Origin of the sequence: Aeromonas sp. FDAARGOS 1414 (assembly GCF_019047065.1) — a bacterium.
Classification (GTDB): Bacteria; Pseudomonadota; Gammaproteobacteria; order Enterobacterales; family Aeromonadaceae; genus Aeromonas; species Aeromonas veronii_A.
On sequence record NZ_CP077210.1, the window covers coordinates 133,300 to 149,280 of the forward strand.

Annotated in this window: 18 protein-coding genes; 9 read left to right on the top strand and 9 right to left on the bottom strand. The window is 59.3% G+C overall.

Annotated features, from left to right (window positions below; all coding sequences use genetic code 11):
* Nucleotides 1–39: 39 nt before the first annotated feature.
* Nucleotides 40–939: a chemotaxis protein gene (locus tag I6L44_RS00640; protein ID WP_216952983.1), complete on the bottom strand. Its 900-nt coding sequence runs from the start codon at nt 937–939 to the stop codon at nt 40–42.
* Nucleotides 940–1,097: 158 nt separating this feature from the next.
* Nucleotides 1,098–1,748 (bottom strand): hypothetical protein, encoded by a 651-nt coding sequence (locus I6L44_RS00645; protein WP_216952984.1) that lies wholly within the window; start codon nt 1,746–1,748, stop codon nt 1,098–1,100.
* A gap of 39 nt (nt 1,749–1,787) precedes the next feature.
* Here I6L44_RS00645 and I6L44_RS00650 point away from each other — a divergent pair, with 39 nt between their 5' ends.
* Nucleotides 1,788–1,991: a YheV family putative zinc ribbon protein gene (locus I6L44_RS00650; RefSeq protein ID WP_005335287.1), complete on the top strand. Its 204-nt coding sequence runs from the start codon at nt 1,788–1,790 to the stop codon at nt 1,989–1,991.
* Between the two features lie 143 nt (nt 1,992–2,134).
* Nucleotides 2,135–2,806 carry a peptidylprolyl isomerase gene (gene slyD / locus I6L44_RS00655; protein WP_100645229.1) on the top strand — a complete coding sequence of 224 codons (672 nt, stop codon included), beginning with the start codon at nt 2,135–2,137 and terminating at the stop codon, nt 2,804–2,806.
* A gap of 102 nt (nt 2,807–2,908) precedes the next feature.
* Here the strand turns inward: slyD and I6L44_RS00660 are convergent, their stop codons facing one another.
* Both I6L44_RS00660 and I6L44_RS00665 read right to left on the bottom strand, forming a co-directional pair.
* Nucleotides 2,909–3,124, bottom strand: a complete 216-nt coding sequence (locus I6L44_RS00660) for a SlyX family protein (protein WP_216952985.1) — start codon at nt 3,122–3,124, stop codon at nt 2,909–2,911.
* Between the two features lie 14 nt (nt 3,125–3,138).
* Nucleotides 3,139–4,107, bottom strand: a complete 969-nt coding sequence (locus tag I6L44_RS00665; protein WP_216952986.1) for a hypothetical protein — start codon at nt 4,105–4,107, stop codon at nt 3,139–3,141.
* Between the two features lie 118 nt (nt 4,108–4,225).
* On the opposite strand from I6L44_RS00665, the gene fkpA reads away from it, so the two are divergent.
* Together fkpA and I6L44_RS00675 are read left to right on the top strand one after the other, a co-directional pair.
* Entirely contained in the window at nt 4,226–5,029 is an 804-nt protein-coding gene (gene fkpA, locus I6L44_RS00670; protein WP_216952987.1) for an FKBP-type peptidyl-prolyl cis-trans isomerase, read from the top strand.
* 151 nt (nt 5,030–5,180) lie between these two features.
* Entirely contained in the window at nt 5,181–6,587 is a 1,407-nt protein-coding gene (locus tag I6L44_RS00675; RefSeq protein WP_216952988.1) for a sigma-54 dependent transcriptional regulator, read from the top strand.
* 54 nt (nt 6,588–6,641) lie between these two features.
* On the opposite strand, the gene I6L44_RS00680 is transcribed toward I6L44_RS00675, so the two are convergent.
* The 3 genes from I6L44_RS00680 to I6L44_RS00690 all read right to left on the bottom strand — a co-directional run bounded on the left by I6L44_RS00680 (nt 6,642) and on the right by I6L44_RS00690 (nt 8,448).
* The gene (locus I6L44_RS00680; RefSeq protein WP_216952989.1) at nt 6,642–7,511 is read right to left on the bottom strand and encodes a hypothetical protein; all 870 of its coding nucleotides are present in this window, start codon (nt 7,509–7,511) and stop codon (nt 6,642–6,644) included.
* 113 nt (nt 7,512–7,624) lie between these two features.
* Entirely contained in the window at nt 7,625–7,960 is a 336-nt protein-coding gene (locus tag I6L44_RS00685; RefSeq protein WP_005358483.1) for a hypothetical protein, read from the bottom strand.
* Between the two features lie 143 nt (nt 7,961–8,103).
* A complete protein-coding gene (locus I6L44_RS00690) occupies nt 8,104–8,448 on the bottom strand; it encodes a DUF2956 domain-containing protein (RefSeq protein WP_206877835.1) in 345 nt (114 codons plus the stop codon).
* Nucleotides 8,449–8,716: 268 nt separating this feature from the next.
* On the opposite strand from I6L44_RS00690, the gene ushA reads away from it, so the two are divergent.
* The gene (gene ushA, locus I6L44_RS00695; protein ID WP_216952990.1) at nt 8,717–10,441 is read left to right on the top strand and encodes a bifunctional UDP-sugar hydrolase/5'-nucleotidase UshA; all 1,725 of its coding nucleotides are present in this window, start codon (nt 8,717–8,719) and stop codon (nt 10,439–10,441) included.
* 195 nt (nt 10,442–10,636) lie between these two features.
* Here the strand turns inward: ushA and I6L44_RS00700 are convergent, their stop codons facing one another.
* A complete protein-coding gene (locus I6L44_RS00700) occupies nt 10,637–11,497 on the bottom strand; it encodes a Tim44 domain-containing protein (RefSeq protein WP_005335275.1) in 861 nt (286 codons plus the stop codon).
* 363 nt (nt 11,498–11,860) lie between these two features.
* On the opposite strand from I6L44_RS00700, the gene dnaB reads away from it, so the two are divergent.
* The 4 genes from dnaB (at nt 11,861) to I6L44_RS00715 (ending at nt 15,122) form a co-directional block, all read left to right on the top strand.
* On the top strand, nt 11,861–13,255 hold the full coding sequence (dnaB, locus tag I6L44_RS00705) for a replicative DNA helicase (RefSeq protein WP_026035132.1): 1,395 nt from the start codon (nt 11,861–11,863) through the stop codon (nt 13,253–13,255).
* Nucleotides 13,256–13,307: 52 nt separating this feature from the next.
* Nucleotides 13,308–13,430, top strand: coding sequence for a hypothetical protein (locus tag I6L44_RS20550; RefSeq protein ID WP_265344268.1), 123 nt, complete (start codon nt 13,308–13,310; stop codon nt 13,428–13,430).
* Nucleotides 13,431–13,629: 199 nt separating this feature from the next.
* Entirely contained in the window at nt 13,630–14,703 is a 1,074-nt protein-coding gene (alr, locus tag I6L44_RS00710; protein WP_021230808.1) for an alanine racemase, read from the top strand.
* On the top strand, nt 14,703–15,122 hold the full coding sequence (locus I6L44_RS00715) for a secondary thiamine-phosphate synthase enzyme YjbQ (protein ID WP_040067976.1): 420 nt from the start codon (nt 14,703–14,705) through the stop codon (nt 15,120–15,122). Before alr ends, I6L44_RS00715 begins: the two co-directional genes overlap by 1 nt.
* A 120-nt stretch (nt 15,123–15,242) precedes the next feature.
* Here the strand turns inward: I6L44_RS00715 and pepE are convergent, their stop codons facing one another.
* Nucleotides 15,243–15,980 (bottom strand): dipeptidase PepE, encoded by a 738-nt coding sequence (gene pepE / locus I6L44_RS00720; RefSeq protein ID WP_216952991.1) that lies wholly within the window; start codon nt 15,978–15,980, stop codon nt 15,243–15,245.
* Between the last annotated feature and the right edge of the window lies 1 nt (nt 15,981).

The window sequence follows — 15,981 nt, forward strand, 5'->3', positions numbered from 1 at the left end:
AGAGGGGCGAGAGGTGTTCAGCTCCCGCCAGTCATTGGCTTATTTCAGCAGGCGATCGTGATGTTCGGCACCGCGCAACATGGCCTGGATCAGCTCGTTGGCCTCGAACTTGGTCAGCGCCTCATGGGCGCCCACCTGATGGGCCCGCTCCACACTGATCTCGCTGGAGAGGGAGGTGTGCAGGATGATGTAGGCCCCCGCCAGTTTGCTGTCGCTCTGTACCTCGAAGGCCAGCTCGTAGCCATCGAGCCCAGGCATCTCGATATCGCTCACCAGAATATCGATGGGGGTCTGCTGGCTGGCACGTTGTTGCATCAGGGTCAGTGCGTCCTTGCCATTGGTACAGACCTCATAAGGGATATTGATGTAATCGAGGGCTGCCATCAGCTGGCGACGGGCGACCGAGGAGTCATCAACCAGCAGGATCCGCATCGGCTTGATCCGCTCCCGCTGCACATCGGTCAGCACCGGATAGAGGTGGCTCGGATCGTCCGGATAGACCCGGGAGAGGATCAGCTCCACATCCAGCAGCTGGATCAGCTGGTCATTGACCCGGGTGACACCAGTCACAAACACATTGTGGCCGAGGGCGGCGGGAGGTGACTCGATATCGCGCCAGTTGCACTCGGTGATCTTGTCGATGCCCCGTACCAGAAAACCCACCAGAGTGCGGCGGCAATCGGTAATGATGATGAAGCAGTGGGGCATCTCCTCCTTGCTGATGGGGCGATAGCCCACCGCCATCGCCATGTCGATCACCGGAATGGTGGAGCCGCGCATATTGGCGGCCCCCAACACGGTCGGGTGCGAGTGGGGCATTGCCGTCAGCTGGGTGTAGGGCACTATCTCCTTCACCTTGAGAGTGCCGATGGCAAAAGATTGCTTGGCAGAGAGATGAAACAGCAACATGCCCTGTGATTGATTGGCTTTGCTCGTCATGGCAGGTGTCCTGTTGGTCGAAACTGTGGCTGTCATTTCTGGCCTCTAGCATAAAGGATTGCGGGGGCGATGGCCCCTTTGTTAACGGCCATCTGGCAAAAAGCTGGACTCAATCAGCCAAGATTTTAGCTCATTGGCTTCGGACGGCCCTATTCCCCCTAATCTTGTACCACTCCCCAGCGTTGGCAGGCAGCTTGTAGTGTGGCCTCATCGGCATAACCCAGCTTGCTGGCCACCTGCGCGGGTTTGCTGCCGCCCTTGAGCAATCTGAGCGCCTGCAGCAGTTGCCACTGTTGTTGCAATTCACTCCCTTCCACCGGCACATCGGCTTGTTGTGCCCACAGTTGCAGAGACTCCGGCTGGCCATTGGCCAGCGCTTGCCAACAGGCTTGCAGCTTACCGTAACCCTGCTGGCTGATGGCGCACTGTTGCAGCTCATCCAGGATCACCTGCAGTCGCTGACCGTAGGCCCCTTGCCACTCTTTCGGACGTTGCCACTGGGCCAGAGAGTCGAGCAGGGCATCGAGCAGCGGAGTGGCTTGTAGCCAGCCTGCCTGCTGCGGCTGAGCCACGCGCAAAGAGACGCTCAGCTGATCGTACTCGCAACCGCTGAGGGGGCTGAAGGCCGCAAGGGCATCGGCGCAGAGCCAGAAGCTGCTGCCTGCCGGCAGCAACAGCTCATGTTGGCCCAGTCTCAGCAGCGCGGCGCCCCGGGTGATCCGCAACAGCTGCCCGACCGGAGTTCGTTTGCGGTTGCCGGCGTGCAGGCCCTGGCAGGAAAAATGGTGATACTCGATGGCGTGATGCATGTAAAAACCCTGATATGATGCTGCCTGGAGGTAACAAATATGGAAACCAGACGTAAAAAACGCTTCATTGCCGGTGCAGTCTGCCCGGCGTGCGGCAAGTTGGACAACATGATGCTGTATCTGGAGCATGGAGTCGAGAAGGTGACCTGCGTCGCCTGTGGCGATACCCAGGTACAAACGCCTGCCGAGGTCGACAAGCAGACTCGCGAGGCGGAAGAGGTGATCGGGGTGTTTCGCCCCTGATGTGGCAACGGCGGGTGGAGTGCGGGTCTCCTCGCTGACGCTGTTGCCGTTTTTTTCGTCACTCCGTGGCGCCGCACGGCATATGCGCGGCCCGCTTTTTAGGGTATTCTGAGCCCGTTTTTTTCTATCCGCAGGATCCTGACATGAAAGTAGCTCCTCTGAGCGTGGTTACGCTGGAATACACAGTCACCGACGAGCACGGTGAAGTCATCGACAGCACTGTCGGCAAAGAGCCGCTGGTCTATCTGCACGGCACCCGTTACCTGGTCTCTGGCCTGGAAGCCGAGCTGGAAGGTCGCGCGGTAGGTGAAGCCTTCGAAGTGACTCTGGCACCGAGCCAGGCCTACGGCGAATATGACGAGACACTGGTACAAGAAGTACCGGGCGAGCTGTTCGACGGCATGGAAGTCTCCGAAGGGGATACTTTTGTGGCTGAAACCGACGATGGTCACCGTCCGGTGACCGTGGTTGAAGTGTCCGAAGAGTTCGTCAAAGTGGATGGCAACCATCCGCTGGCAGGCGTAACCCTGGGCTTCAAGGTCGAGATCAAGGACGTGCGTGCCGCCACTGCCGAAGAGCTGGCCCACGGCCACGTTCACGGTGCCGGTGGTTGCGGTCACGATCACGGTCATGACCACGATCACGGCGGCTGCTGTGGTGGCCATGGTCACGACCACGATGAGGATCACGGCCACGGCGGTTGCTGCGGCGGTGCAGGCCACGGTCACGATCATGGCCACGACCACGGTGACGACCATGGTCACGGCGGCTGCTGCGGTGGCGGCGGTTGTGGTGGCAAGGGCCATCACCACTGATCACGGCCATGCCGATGATAAAAAAACCCGCGTGAACGCGGGTTTTTTTTATTGGCTGACAGCTATGCCAAGCCATGTTGCCTGACCAGAGATGGCACCGGATCAGTAGTGCGGCGGCGGGGTCTCTTCGGCCATGCTGGCAATCTGGCTGGGCTGTACGCTTTGCAGTTTGTCGATCAGCAGCTGGATCTGGTATTTGAGTCGATCGATTTCACGGCCCTGGGTGGTTACCTCGTCGTTGAGCTGCTCTATGGTGTACTCCGCATAGGCGAGACGGGTTTCCAGGGTTTCGATGCGATCGTTAAGTTGCTGACTCATGGGCCTTCGGGTCCTTACTTGATTGTCCAGATTTCGGCCAGACCACTGGAGCTGGCACTGACAAGGTGGCTATTGTCGCGCAAAGCGACGCCGTAGACTACTGCGCTGGGCGGTTTCACCTTGGGTTGCGGCGAGACGCGCCAGCTCTGCAGCAGGGCACCATCGCTCACTTGCCACAGGGAGAGCTGACGGGAAGGGGCGCCGGTGATGAGCCACTTGCCATCGTTGGCAAAGCGGGCGCTGGTGTAGACCTCGAAGCGGTGATCATATTGCAGTTGACTCACCTCCTTGCCGGTTTTCAGATCCCAGATGCTGGCCCGGCTGCTGTCGGCGGTGAAGGCGTAGCGGCCGCTCGGCTCCAGTCTGGCCATGATCACCCGGCCACCATGGTTGAACCGCCAGATCACCTGCCCGCTACGGGTATCCCACAGATAGGCGCTGTAGTCGTTGCCGCCGGTCAGGGCGTAGCGACCGTTGGCGGAGAGATCCACCGTATTGATCTGTTCGGTGTGCCCCAGAAACTGCAGGCGCCGCCCGCTTCGGGTATCGAGCCACTCTGCCTTGCCATCTTCCCGCCCGATCAGCACATTACGGCCATCCGCCGAGAGGGCAATATCCCTCAGCCTGGATTCAGGAAGCGAGTAGTAGCCTTGTGACTGCCCGTCCTGAAGCCGCCAGGTGGCAAAGGTGGTCGCCGTGGCGGTAACGGCGAAACCATCTCCTTGGGCAAAACGGACGATGGAGACTAGATCATCCGGTGAATCGGACTGTTTCCAGCGCCAGCGTTGACGGTTCTGTTCCAGATCCCAGACGATGATGCCCTGGCTGATGCTGGAGACGATGGCCTGCTTGCCATCACTGGAGAGATCTGCGGTCAGCAGACCCGTGCTGGCGAGGGTCATTTGCTGGTTGGGTTGGGAGCTCTGCTCGCAACCGGTGAGCATTAAACAGAGGCTCACCAGATAAATGGCACTTTTTATCATTTTTGCGGTCTCACGCTTTTGTTACCTGCGATCACGGCGTTAGTATAAGGCGCTTATCACGATAAACCTCTCATTTCACGATGGAACCGAGAGCGGTATTTGGAGTTTGGAGAAACTGATGAACAAATTTCTGAAGGTGTCCCTGTTGGCGGCGGCCGTTGCCGTCGGTCTGACTGCTTGCCAAAAAGACGAGAAGCCTGCTGCGGCCAATACCGCCGAAGTGAAGGCAGAAGCCAGCAAGCCGGCAGAGGCGACCAAGGCCGAAGCCAAGAGCTTTGAAGAGCAATCTGGCTACGCAATTGGCCTCTCCATGGGTCGTTACATCGCCAATACCCTGGAGCGTCAGCAGGAACTGGGCATCAAACTGGACAACGCCGTGATCCTGAAAGGGGTGACTGACGGTCTGGGCAAAGAAGCCAAGATGACTGATGAAGAGATCCAGAAGGTACTGCAGGATTACGACGCCAAGATCAACGAGCTGACCAAGGCCAAGGCCGAGAAAGACGCCGTTGAGAATCTGAAGAAGGGCGAAGAGTTCCTGGCTGCCAACGCCAAGAAAGAGGGTGTGAAGAGCACGGAATCCGGCCTGCAATACGTGGTCGAGAAGATGGGCTCTGGCGCCAAGCCGAAATCTACCGACATCGTCAAGGTTCACTACACCGGTACCCTGACCGACGGCACCAAGTTCGACAGCTCCGTCGATCGCGGCGAGCCGGCTACCTTCCCGCTCAACCAGGTTATCCCGGGTTGGACCGAAGGCGTTCAGCTGATGCCGGTTGGCTCCAAGTTCAAGTTCTTCCTGCCGTCCAAGCTGGCCTATGGCGAGCACGGTGCAGGCTCCATTCCGGCGAACGCCGTGTTGGTGTTTGACGTTGAGCTGCTGGCTATCGAGAAGCCGACTGCTGACGACGCCAAGAAGTAATCCCTTCTTGTAGTTAAAAACGGCTCCTTAAGGAGCCGTTTTTACTTGTGTATTCCCTGCAATCGCGGGATAACAGAGCTGTCTTGGCGTTGGGGTTGCGCGCGAAAATAAGGCAAAATAGATCGCAGAATCAAATACAAGGATGAGTCCAGTGGCTGAAAATAAATCGCGTGTCCTGCTGGTGGAAGATACCCGTAGTCTGGCGGTGGTCTATGAACAGTACCTGCGCCAGGAGGGGTATGAGGTGGTGCTGGCCGATTGTGGTCAGCAGGCGTTGGCGCAGTTGCTGGCAAGTCCTCCCCCCGTGGTGCTGCTGGATCTGGAGCTGCCGGATATGTCCGGTATGGATATTCTGCAAATGATCACCGAACAGCAACTGCCCTGCTCGGTGGTAGTGATCACCGCCCACGGCTCGGTGGATGTGGCGGTGGAGGCGATGCGCCTCGGTGCCTTCGATTTTCTGACCAAGCCGTTTGACAGCAAGCGGCTCTGTGCAACCGTTCGCAATGCCTTGAAACACCAGCAGTTGAGTTCGCTGGTTGCCCACTATCGGGAGAACTTCGAGCGCAGCTCTTTCTTCGGCTTTATCGGTGCCTCAATGTCGATGCAGGCGGTCTATCGCATCATCGAAAGTGCGGCGCCCAGCAAGGCGACCGTCTTTATCACTGGCGAGAGCGGCACCGGCAAAGAGGTGTGTGCCGAGGCGATTCACCAGTGCAGTCCCCGCAGCGAACAGCCCTTTATTGCCCTCAACTGCGCCGCCATTCCCCATGATTTGATGGAGAGCGAGATCTTCGGTCATGTGAAGGGCTCTTTTACCGGTGCGCAGGGGGATCGCAAGGGGGCGGCCAGTCTGGCCGATGGCGGTACCCTGTTTCTCGACGAGATCTGCGAGATGGACCTGGATCTGCAGAGCAAGCTGCTGCGCTTTATCCAGACCGGCACAGTGCAGCGAGTCGGCAGCGGCAAGCTCGAGACGGTGGATGTGCGCTTTATCTGCGCCACCAACCGGGATCCGCTGGTGGAGGTGAAAGCAGGCCGTTTTCGCGAGGATCTCTACTATCGGCTCCACGTCATTCCCCTCACCCTGCCGCCGCTGCGGGAGCGGGGCGAGGATATCCTGCTGCTGGCGCGTACCCTGTTGCAGAGCTACGCCAAGGAGGAGAACAAACGCTTTAAGGATTTCGATGTCGAGGCGGCGCGAGTGCTGCTCGACTACCCCTGGCCTGGCAACGTACGCGAGCTGCAAAATGTGGTGCGCAATATCGTGGTGCTCAACGACAAGGAGCTGGTGAGCCCGGATATTCTGCCTCCACCGCTCAATGGGGCGCGCCCCCAACTGCCGGCTGCGATTGCGGCAGCGGTGGCATCGGCTCCGGCCGCTACTGGCGTGGCCAACGGGCCGATTCGTCCGCTCTGGCTGGTGGAGAAAGAGGTGATCGAACAGGCCATCGCCAGTTGTGACGGCAATATTCCCAAGGCGGCGGCCCTGCTCGAGATCAGCCCCTCCACCATTTACCGTAAAAAGCAGGGGTGGGAGGAGTCCAATCGGGCCTGAACCATCTTGCCAGCAGAAAGGGCGGCTAGCGTGCCGCCCTTGCTATTTTGGGGATCAGAGTTTGGCGAGGCGCTTGAGGCGGGCCAGTCGCTCCCCCTCGTTGGCGCTGAACCAGCGGTCCTGCGATAGCAGAAACCAGGCACGGGAGAAGTATTCCGCGGCCAGCGGATCGTCCAGCACCAAGGCATTTTCCCCCAGCTCCTCGAACAGATAACCATCCTCAGGTTCGCCAGCCTCGGCCATATCGGCCTTGAGCTGGTGCAGCTCTGCCAGCGCCTGCTGGTGCTGACCCTGGGCCCGGGTCAGGCGAGCCAGACTCCAGCGGGCGATAAACGCCTTGGCCGACTGGTTATGTTGCAGATGCCAGGCCAGACACTTCTGTTGCTGGATTTTCGCCTCCTCAAAGCGGCCCAATTCGAACAGGGTCCAGCCCTGATTGTTGTAAAGGGGGCCTAGCCAGCCGCGCACCTTCTCGTCGCTGCTGCGTTCCGCCAGCTCCATCGCCAGTTGATGCCAGCGGCTCTGCTCTTCCAGTGGTGCGGCGATGGCGATCATGTGAGCGGCGTCGATGGCGAGATAGGTCTCCTTCTCCTTGAGCCCCCACTGCCAAGCTTGTTCAAACAGCGGTTTGGCACTAGCTTTGTCGCCCGCCGAGTTAAAGGTGCGGCCTCGCTCCAGCAGGGCCCGGATCCGCGCTCTGGGGGTTGTGTCGGTGAGGCGAGGCGCTATCTCATCGAGCTGCTGGTGGGCTTCGGCAAACTGGCGCTGCAGCGAATGGGTGCGGGCAATTTGGGTCAGCAACTCCAGTTCGAGTTGCAGGTCGGCGGCGGCGCGCGCTTCGGGAAGAAGGGTGTGAAAACGCAGGGCGCTGGCGGCGGGATCCTGATAATCCCACAGCGCCATGAAATCGGGCGGATTGTCCATTTGGCCTCCTTGCTGGTTATCCTGTCACCAAGATGCCTGCAGGCCATTGTTTGTACAAGGGGCTCCCGTCACAGAGCGCCCCTTGCATCATGCTAACGGCTGTGGCCGGTTGGTCAGTAGACCATGGCTAGGCTCATCAGCATCAGACCGAGGGCGGCAAAGGCCCCCTCCTTGATGGCGAGCCGTGGCACCAGCGCCTTGGGCAGGGCCGGAAACAGGCTCAGGGCAAAGCCAAGGCCCGGCATCAACCAGTGGAATGCCGGATCGCGCAGGGCGGGATCGGCGGCACCGTTGATGATGATCAGCAAAATAAACAGGGTGAAGGCGGGGAGGATAAACCAGCGTACCCCGCCGGCTGCGACCGCCCGCAGCGGCGAAATGCGATAGAGCAGCATGGTCACAAGGAACAGAACAAAAGGGGCCAGCAGATAGAGCGGAGCGGGGTTCATAACATCTTTCCTGAAAACTGATCGTCAAAAAACAGGGAGCTCGGTGCAAGAGGCGCGGGATTTAATCACTCTTCGTTGGTAATCACCAGCAGCTCGGGCCCGGGCTGTGAAGAGGATCCCGGATAAAGGTTTGCTAGCGCGTCTTAGTGCGACCAGAACCAAGCTGCTGCAAATCCCAGCCAGCTCAACACTAGCAAGATCCAGGGCAGGGGATGCTGATGGCTTACTTCAACCAGCTCCAGCTGATCGTCTTGTTCTTCGGTTTGTGGCGCGCCCTGTGGCTGCCTGGCTTTGGCCTGCATTTTTTTCTGGCGGCTCGCTTCGCGGGCCCGCGCCTTCATCTGTTTCTTGTATTCGTCGATGCCTTTCTGGATCCCTTGCGCGATAAGCTGGGTCTGTTCCTTGGTCTGCCCCGGCTTCTGGTTGGCACGGGCAATTTTCATCGCCTCCTGCTGGGTCTCGGGGGAAATCTTGTCGTACTTGGCCATCAAATCATCTCCTCGGGCATGGCTGGCTGGGGAGTATGCCATAAAGGCGCGTCCGGGTGGCGTCTCCTTGGTGCGGGAGGGGATCAAGTGAGTGACAGCTCAACAAAAAACCTGACAAATCAGCAGGAAGCCGGATGTTGGGCCGAAGATCACAATTAGCAGAATTTGTGAGTCATCGATGAAAAACGGTCATCTGTTGTTTGTTATATTGGCGCCCGACCCGCTGGACAGGGTTGATAAATAACAAAACAATCAAGGTGATATGGAAATGAATAATAACTTTATCAAAGGCGGCGTGGCACTGGCCGTGCTTGCTGCACTGACTGGCTGTAATACCTCGAGCAATGACACCGTTGCACCCTGCACCGAAAATGTCTGCAAACTGACCATCCTGCACACCAACGATACCCACGGCCGTTTCTGGCACAACGCTGAAAATGAGTATGGTATGGCTGCCCAGAAGACTCTGGTCGAGCAGCTGCGTAGCGAGGCCAAGGCTGCTGGCAGCGAGGTGTTGGTGCTATCTGGTGGTGACGTGAATACCGGGGTGCCGGAGTCCGATCTGCAGGATGCCGAGCCTGACTTCATGGCGATGAACAACATTCGCTACGATGCCATGGCAGTGGGCAACCATGAATTCGACAACCCCCTCAGCGTACTGGAGAAGCAGCGCAAGTGGGCCCAGTTCCCCATGCTCTCGGCCAACATCTATGACAAGGCCAGCGGTAAGCACTACTTTGACCCCTACAAGGTGTTCAAGCTGGAGAGCGGTCTCAAGGTCGCCGTACTGGGTCTGACCACTGAGGATACCGCCCAGCTGGTTGATCCCAACAACGTGCAGACCCTGGAGTTCCGCGATCCGACTACGGAAGCGGCCAAACTGGGCCAGCAGATCCGCAGCAACAAGGAGGCCAATCTGGTCTTCGCCATCACCCACATGGGCCATTACGAGAATGGTCAGCACGGCAGCAATGCGCCGGGCGATGTAGAGATGGCTCGTGCACTGCCGGCAGGGACTCTGGATGCCATCATTGGTGGCCACTCCCAGAATCCGGTCTGTATGGAACCGGGTACCACCAACAAGTACGCCAATTTCAAACCGGGTGATAACTGCCAGCCGGATCAGCAAAACGGCACCTGGATCATGCAGGCTCACGAGTGGGGCAAGTATGTGGGCCGTGCTCAGTTTGAGTACCAGAATGGCAAGTTGACCCTGACCAGCTATGACCTGATCCCGGTCAACCTGATCAAGCGCAACGCCAAGGGCGAGGCGATCGATGCCAACGGCACCGTGACCAAGGACCCGGCCAAGATGCAGTTCGTACAGGACGAGATCACCAAGGATCCCGAGCTGTATAACACCCTGCTGGGTTATCAGGAGAAAGGTCAGCAAGAGCTGAATGTCGTCATTGGCTCGGCAGATGGCTTGCTGGTTGGTGATCGCAACTCGGTTCGCAACAAGCAGACCAACCTGGGTCGCCTCATCACCACGGCGACCAGCAGCAAGCTGGGTGTCGACTTTGGTATCGTCAACTCTGGCGGCGTCCGTGACAGCATCCCGGCCGGTGATATCACTTACCGCAGCGTGCTGCTGGTGCACCCGTTTGGCAACACGGTCAACAAGGCTGTCATGAAGGGAAGCGATCTGGCGACCTATCTGGGCCAGGTGGCAAGCAAGACCCGCAATACCGGTGGTTATGCCCAGTTTGGCGGTATCAACATGGCGGTGGATTGCCAGGCCAAGAGCGTCAATATCACCAGCATCGGTGGCAAGGCGTTTGATCCGGCAGCAACCTACAGCTTCGCGATCCCGAGCTTCAGCGCCTCCGGTGGTGACGGCTATCCGAAGATCGATACCATCAACGCCGGGTTGGTGGATGCTGCTGTGCTGAAGGAGTACATCGAGATCAAGAAGACCATCAACGTGGCGGATTATCAGCCAGGCAATGAGGTGAGCTATCTGAACTCAACATCTGCCGAAGGGTGCAACTGATTCGTCAGCGGGGCGTTTAGCTCCAGATGTGATCCCCAAGGGCAGCCGGTGGCTGCCCTTTGTCGTTGTTTGGGTGGCGGTTACAACTCTTCAATCATCAATGACGATAGCAATCGCCTGTATGAGGTCAGGTGAGGGGATGAAATGAAAAGAGGCGGCCCGTTGGCCGCCTCTTGCGTAGTGACAATCTAAACCTTACAGCTGCTCGATACCGACGATATGCCAGGGGGCATTGTTCTTGGCCAGATCGCGCTCGAGGTGCCACACCTCTTTGATGTCTTCTTCGACCTGCTCCTGACGGTCCATGTAGCGGCCACTGAAGCGCACGCTCACCTGAGCCCAGTCGCTGCCGTAGTCGGCGCGTACCAGCTGGGTATCGACGTACATCACTTCGGTATGCTGGTCGCCAGTCAGTTCGGCGCGTTCGGCTTTGAGCTGCTCAAAGAGCTCGGGGCTGACGTACTCGCGCACCTTTTCCAGATCGTTCTTGTTCCACGCCTCTTGCAGGGTGCGATAGTGATCGCGGGCACCGGCCAGGAAGCTGTTCATGTCAAAGCCCGGCGGCAGGCGGAACGGCACATCGCTGTCGGCAAAGCCGGTGGCTTGCGGTGCGCTGTTGCTCTGCTCAAACTGCTGCGGGGCCGCGGATTGCGGTGGCTGATAGCCCGCATAGGCCGCCTGTTGTGGCTGTGGCGTCGCGACCTTGCCCTTGCGCAGGGTACGGATCAGGAAGACGGCACCCAGCGCCAGCAGGGCGATCAGCAGGAAGTCCATTCCTTGCAGACCTTCAAAGGCACCGCTGCCCAGCAGGTAGGCAAACAGGCCACCGGCCAGCAGGCCGCCCAGCAGGCCGCCCATCATGCCGCTCTTTTTCGGCGGAGTCTGGGCATTCAGTGTCGGATTCTTGTTGTCGACCGGTTTGGCCGCAGGCTGGGCCGGCGCAGTTTTGTAACTTTTACCAAAGGATTTGCCGCCGCCAAACTTCTTGGCTTCGGCGTGAGGTGCCCCCAGGCCAATGGCCAGGATCACGGCAAACAGGGTCAGCATCTTTTTCATTTTGACTCTTTTCACTCTCGTCTGTGGGTGGGGCATGCTCCGCTTTGGCAAGCTCAGCAAGGCGCATGGCAGGCTGCCTGTCCCTAATTGTGTCGCAGCTTGTATTCATCAATATCACCTCTGGCATGAATTATTCATGAACGAGGTTGTCGCGATGCGGCGTCAAACAAGAGGAGTAAACCGGATGAAAAGCAGAAGATTGAGTCGCAAGGAGCGCAAAATGCGAAGCAAAATCAAAATGGTCAAGGTAGAGCAGACTCTGGTTTGGCCCTTTATGATGGTATGAGCCGCCAGATAGGGCTCGCCGTAGTTGGCTTTCTTTTGTAAAATTCCCGTTCCCTTCCCGCTGCGGTTTTTATGTGTATGGCAGAGCAAGTGACGGCGAAAAAAGACGCCAAGACACAACAGCTGAAAGTTCCTCCCCACTCTTTTGAGGCCGAACAGTCCGTACTGGGCGGCCTGATGCTGGATAACGATGCCTGGGATCGGGTTGCCGAACGGGTGATCGATCAGGATTTCTACAGCCGTCCGCACCGGTTGATCTTCCAGGCCATGACCCGCCTCTCCAACGCGGGCAACCCCATCGACCTCATCACCCTGCAGGAGGAGCTGGAACGCTCCGAACAGCTGGAAGAGGCGGGCGGCTTCGCCTATCTGGTGGAGATCGCCAAGAACACCCCGAGTGCTGCCAACATCAACGCCTACGCCGAAATCGTGCGGGAGCGGGCGGTCGTACGGGAGATGATCTCGGTCGCCAACGAGATAGTCGAAGCAGGCTACGAGCCACAGGGCCGTACCTCTGGCGATCTGCTGGATCTTGCCGAGAGCAAGGTATTCAAGATTGCCGAGCAGCGCACCAGCGCCAACGAGGGGCCCCAGCCCCTGAAGCTCATCCTCGAGCAGACCGTCGACAAGATTGAAGAGCTGTTCAAGACGCCGCACAACGGGGTGACCGGGGTATCGAGCGGTTACAACGATCTCGACAAGATGACCGCCGGTTTGCAGCGTTCGGATTTGATCATCGTGGCGGCCCGTCCTTCCATGGGCAAGACCACCTTTGCCATGAACCTCTGTGAGCATGCGGCCCTCACGGCCGACAAGCCGGTGCTTATCTTCTCGCTGGAGATGCCCTCCGAGCAGATCATCATGCGTATGCTCGCCTCGGTCGGTCGTATCGACCAGACCAAGGTGCGTACCGGTCAGCTCGACGACGAGGATTGGGCACGCCTCTCCTCCACCATGGGATTGCTGCTGGAGAAGGGCAAGATGTATATCGATGACGCCTCCGGCCTCACTCCGACCGATGTACGTTCCCGTGCCCGTCGGGTGGCACGCGAGCACGGTGGCCTATCCATGATCATGGTGGACTACCTGCAGCTGATGCGGGTGCCGGCGCTCTCTGACAACCGTACCCTGGAGATCGGCGAGATCTCCCGCTCCCTCAAGGCCTTGGCGAAAGAGCTGCAGTGCCCGGTGGTGGCGCTCTCCCAGTTGAACCGAAGCCTGGAACAGCGGGCCGACAAGCGCCCGGTCAACTCGGACCTTCGTGAATCGGGTTCCATCGAGCAGGATGCGGATTTGATCATGTTTATCTATCGTGATGAGGTTTATCACGATGACAGCCCGGACAAGGGGATTGCCGAGATCATTATCGGCAAGCAGCGTAACGGCCCCATCGGCCGGGTGCGCCTCACCTTCCAGGGGCAGTTCTCCCGGTTTGACAACTACGCCGGTCCGGCGTTTGATGACGATTATTGATAAGTAATGGATAAGGCCGCCCGGATGGGGATTGCCAAGAGTGCCCTGAAAGATGCCGGATATCTCCGGCAAGCAGCGTAACGGTGCCAATGTCGGCCGGGTGCGCCTCACCTTCCAGGGTCAGTTCTCCCGGTTCGACAACTACGCCGGTCCGGCGTTTGACGACGATTATTGATAAGTAACAATCATGGCAATCCTGTGGTCAGGATTGCCACCACCGCTCTGACCCGCTTGCCATTCACTGCAAGGCAGCCCGTCAGAGCCTGTTTTCCCGGTTCGACAATTATGCCGGTCCGGCCTTCGACGACGATAAGTGAGTGGCGGTCTTCTGCCCGATGAGGGGGAGACCATTTGTGCCCTCGTAAGGGAAAACCATGAAAGCGGCTACTGCCCAAATCAACACTGCGGCCTTGCGCCACAACCTCGCCGTGGTCAAGCGCCACGCTCCCGCTTGCAAGATCATCGCTGTGGTCAAGGCCAACGCCTATGGCCACGGACTGCTGCCGGTCGCTCGCACCCTGGTGGATGCGGATGCCTATGCGGTGGCCCGTATCGAAGAGGCGCTGATGCTGCGCTCCTGCGCCGTGGTCAAACCCATCGTGCTGTTGGAGGGATTCTTCTCTGCCGACGATCTGCCGGTGCTGGCGGCCAACAACCTGCAGACGGCGGTTCACACCTGGGAGCAGCTCGAAGCGCTGGAGCAGGTTGAGCTGCCAGCGCCCGTGGTGGCCTGGCTCAAGCTCGACACCGGCATGCATCGCCTCGGGGTACGTGCCGACGAGATGCCCGCCTTTATCGAACGACTCGGCAAGTGCAAGAACGTGGTGCAGCCGTTCAACATCATGACCCACTTCAGCCGCTCCGATGAGCTGGAGCAGCCTACTACCCGCGAGCAGATCGACTTGTTCAGCAAGTTGACCGCACCGCTGGCGGGCGAGCGGGCCATGGCCAACTCGGCGGGCATTCTGGCCTGGCCAGACTCCCACTGCGACTGGGTTCGCCCCGGCGTCATCCTCTATGGCGTGTCGCCTTTCCCCAACACGGTGGCGGCCGATTACGACCTGCAGCCGGTGATGACCTTGAAGACCCAGCTGATTGCGGTGCGGGATCACAAGGCGGGCGAGCCGGTGGGCTATGGCGCCAACTGGGTGTCGGATCGCGATACCCGGCTCGGGGTGATCGCCATCGGCTACGGTGACGGTTATCCGCGCATGGCGCCCAATGGTACTTCCGTGCTGATCAACGGCCGCATCGTGCCGCTGGTGGGGCGTGTCTCCATGGATATGAGCACGGTAGATCTTGGGCCCGGCGCAACCGACAAGGCCGGTGACGAGGCGGTGCTGTGGGGCGAGGGGTTGCCGGTGGAGCGGGTGGCCGACGAGATTGGCACCATCCCCTACGAACTCATCACCAAACTCACCTCCCGCGTCTTTATGGAGTATGTCTGATGTGGCAGCAGTGCCTGCTGACGTTGAAGCCCCGTTCGCGGGGCTTTCATCTGGTGACTGACGAGCTGGTGGCCAAACTGCCGATGCTGGCGGATTACCGGCTCGGCATGGCCCACCTGCTACTGCAACATACTTCCGCCTCGCTCACCCTCAACGAGAATTGCGACCCCAGCGTGCGCAGCGATATGGAGGCTCATCTGCACCGGCTGGCGCCGGAGGATGCCCCCTACTATCGCCACACCTATGAGGGGGCGGATGACATGCCCGCTCACATCAAATCCTCCCTGCTCGGGGTGAGCCTGCTGCTGCCAGTTCGCGATGGTCAGTTGGCGCTCGGCACCTGGCAGGGGATCTGGCTTGGCGAACATCGCGTCGATGGTGGTGCCCGCAAGGTGCTGGTGACCCTGCAGGGTGAGTAATCAGGCTGCAACCAGCTGAAAGATGACGATAAAAAAGAGGGATGGCATTGAGCCATCCCTCTTTTGTTTTTACGGTTTCGCGAGCTATCTGCCTGCCAGTGGTGAAGAGCTCTTCGTGGCTCAGCCGACCTTGAAGGGGGTCAGCTCGGCCAACGGGGCGGCGTCCATAAAGGCTTGCGGCGCCTGACCGTGTTTGAAGATCTTGAAGTCCTGCTCGCGGGCGCTCCAGTACTCCAGACGCTCGCTGCCGTTTTCTCCGGTGATTTGCAGCAGACTCGCTTCGCGCAGGGCCACCACATATTCGCTCGGGTTGATGGCGCAGAACTCGGCCAGACGCTCGTCGCGGGTCTCGCCCATGTGGCCGCTGATGCTGGCGTCCAGATAGTGCGGGTTGATCTGCAGCGGGAACAGGCCCAGCGCGGGCAGCACGGCTGCGCTGCAGACCGGCATATCGTTGGTGGTACGGATGCTCGGGGTCGCCACGTTGCAACCTGCGCTCCAGCCCACATAGGGGACGCCCCGCTCACGCACGGCACGCTGGATCGGCACGATCAGGCCATTTTCATGCAGCAGCTGATTCAGGCGCCAGGTGTTGCCGCCGCTGATAAAGATGGCGTCGGCCTGATTGACGGCCGCGACCGGATCGTCGAAGTGGTGAATGCTGATGGTCTCGATCCCGAGGCTCTCGGTAAGTTCGTTGGCACGGGCATCCCAGTCGCTGCGGATCACCGCGTAGGGGATGAGCAGGATGCGTTTGACCTGTTTGCGGGCCAGCAGGCTTTGAACCCGATCGCGGGCCCAGCCGAGCAGACCTGGAAATTCGTTGGCTTTACCGTTGCTAAGCAGAAGCAGTTCCATC

Bases quoted from the DNA above. Each gene is read 5' to 3' on its own strand.
- I6L44_RS00640 (WP_216952983.1), bottom strand. From the start codon at position 939: ATGACGAGCAAAGCCAATCAATCACAGGGCATGTTGCTGTTTCATCTC.
- I6L44_RS00645 (WP_216952984.1), bottom strand. From the start codon at position 1,748: ATGCATCACGCCATCGAGTATCACCATTTTTCCTGCCAGGGCCTGCAC.
- I6L44_RS00650 (WP_005335287.1), top strand. From the start codon at position 1,788: ATGGAAACCAGACGTAAAAAACGCTTCATTGCCGGTGCAGTCTGCCCG.
- slyD (WP_100645229.1), top strand. From the start codon at position 2,135: ATGAAAGTAGCTCCTCTGAGCGTGGTTACGCTGGAATACACAGTCACC.
- I6L44_RS00660 (WP_216952985.1), bottom strand. From the start codon at position 3,124: ATGAGTCAGCAACTTAACGATCGCATCGAAACCCTGGAAACCCGTCTC.
- I6L44_RS00665 (WP_216952986.1), bottom strand. From the start codon at position 4,107: ATGATAAAAAGTGCCATTTATCTGGTGAGCCTCTGTTTAATGCTCACC.
- fkpA (WP_216952987.1), top strand. From the start codon at position 4,226: ATGAACAAATTTCTGAAGGTGTCCCTGTTGGCGGCGGCCGTTGCCGTC.
- I6L44_RS00680 (WP_216952989.1), bottom strand. From the start codon at position 7,511: ATGGACAATCCGCCCGATTTCATGGCGCTGTGGGATTATCAGGATCCC.
- I6L44_RS00685 (WP_005358483.1), bottom strand. From the start codon at position 7,960: ATGAACCCCGCTCCGCTCTATCTGCTGGCCCCTTTTGTTCTGTTCCTT.
- I6L44_RS00690 (WP_206877835.1), bottom strand. From the start codon at position 8,448: ATGGCCAAGTACGACAAGATTTCCCCCGAGACCCAGCAGGAGGCGATG.
- ushA (WP_216952990.1), top strand. From the start codon at position 8,717: ATGAATAATAACTTTATCAAAGGCGGCGTGGCACTGGCCGTGCTTGCT.
- I6L44_RS00700 (WP_005335275.1), bottom strand. From the start codon at position 11,497: ATGAAAAAGATGCTGACCCTGTTTGCCGTGATCCTGGCCATTGGCCTG.
- dnaB (WP_026035132.1), top strand. From the start codon at position 11,861: ATGGCAGAGCAAGTGACGGCGAAAAAAGACGCCAAGACACAACAGCTG.
- I6L44_RS20550 (WP_265344268.1), top strand. From the start codon at position 13,308: ATGCCGGATATCTCCGGCAAGCAGCGTAACGGTGCCAATGTCGGCCGG.
- alr (WP_021230808.1), top strand. From the start codon at position 13,630: ATGAAAGCGGCTACTGCCCAAATCAACACTGCGGCCTTGCGCCACAAC.
- I6L44_RS00715 (WP_040067976.1), top strand. From the start codon at position 14,703: ATGTGGCAGCAGTGCCTGCTGACGTTGAAGCCCCGTTCGCGGGGCTTT.
- pepE (WP_216952991.1), bottom strand. From the start codon at position 15,980: ATGGAACTGCTTCTGCTTAGCAACGGTAAAGCCAACGAATTTCCAGGT.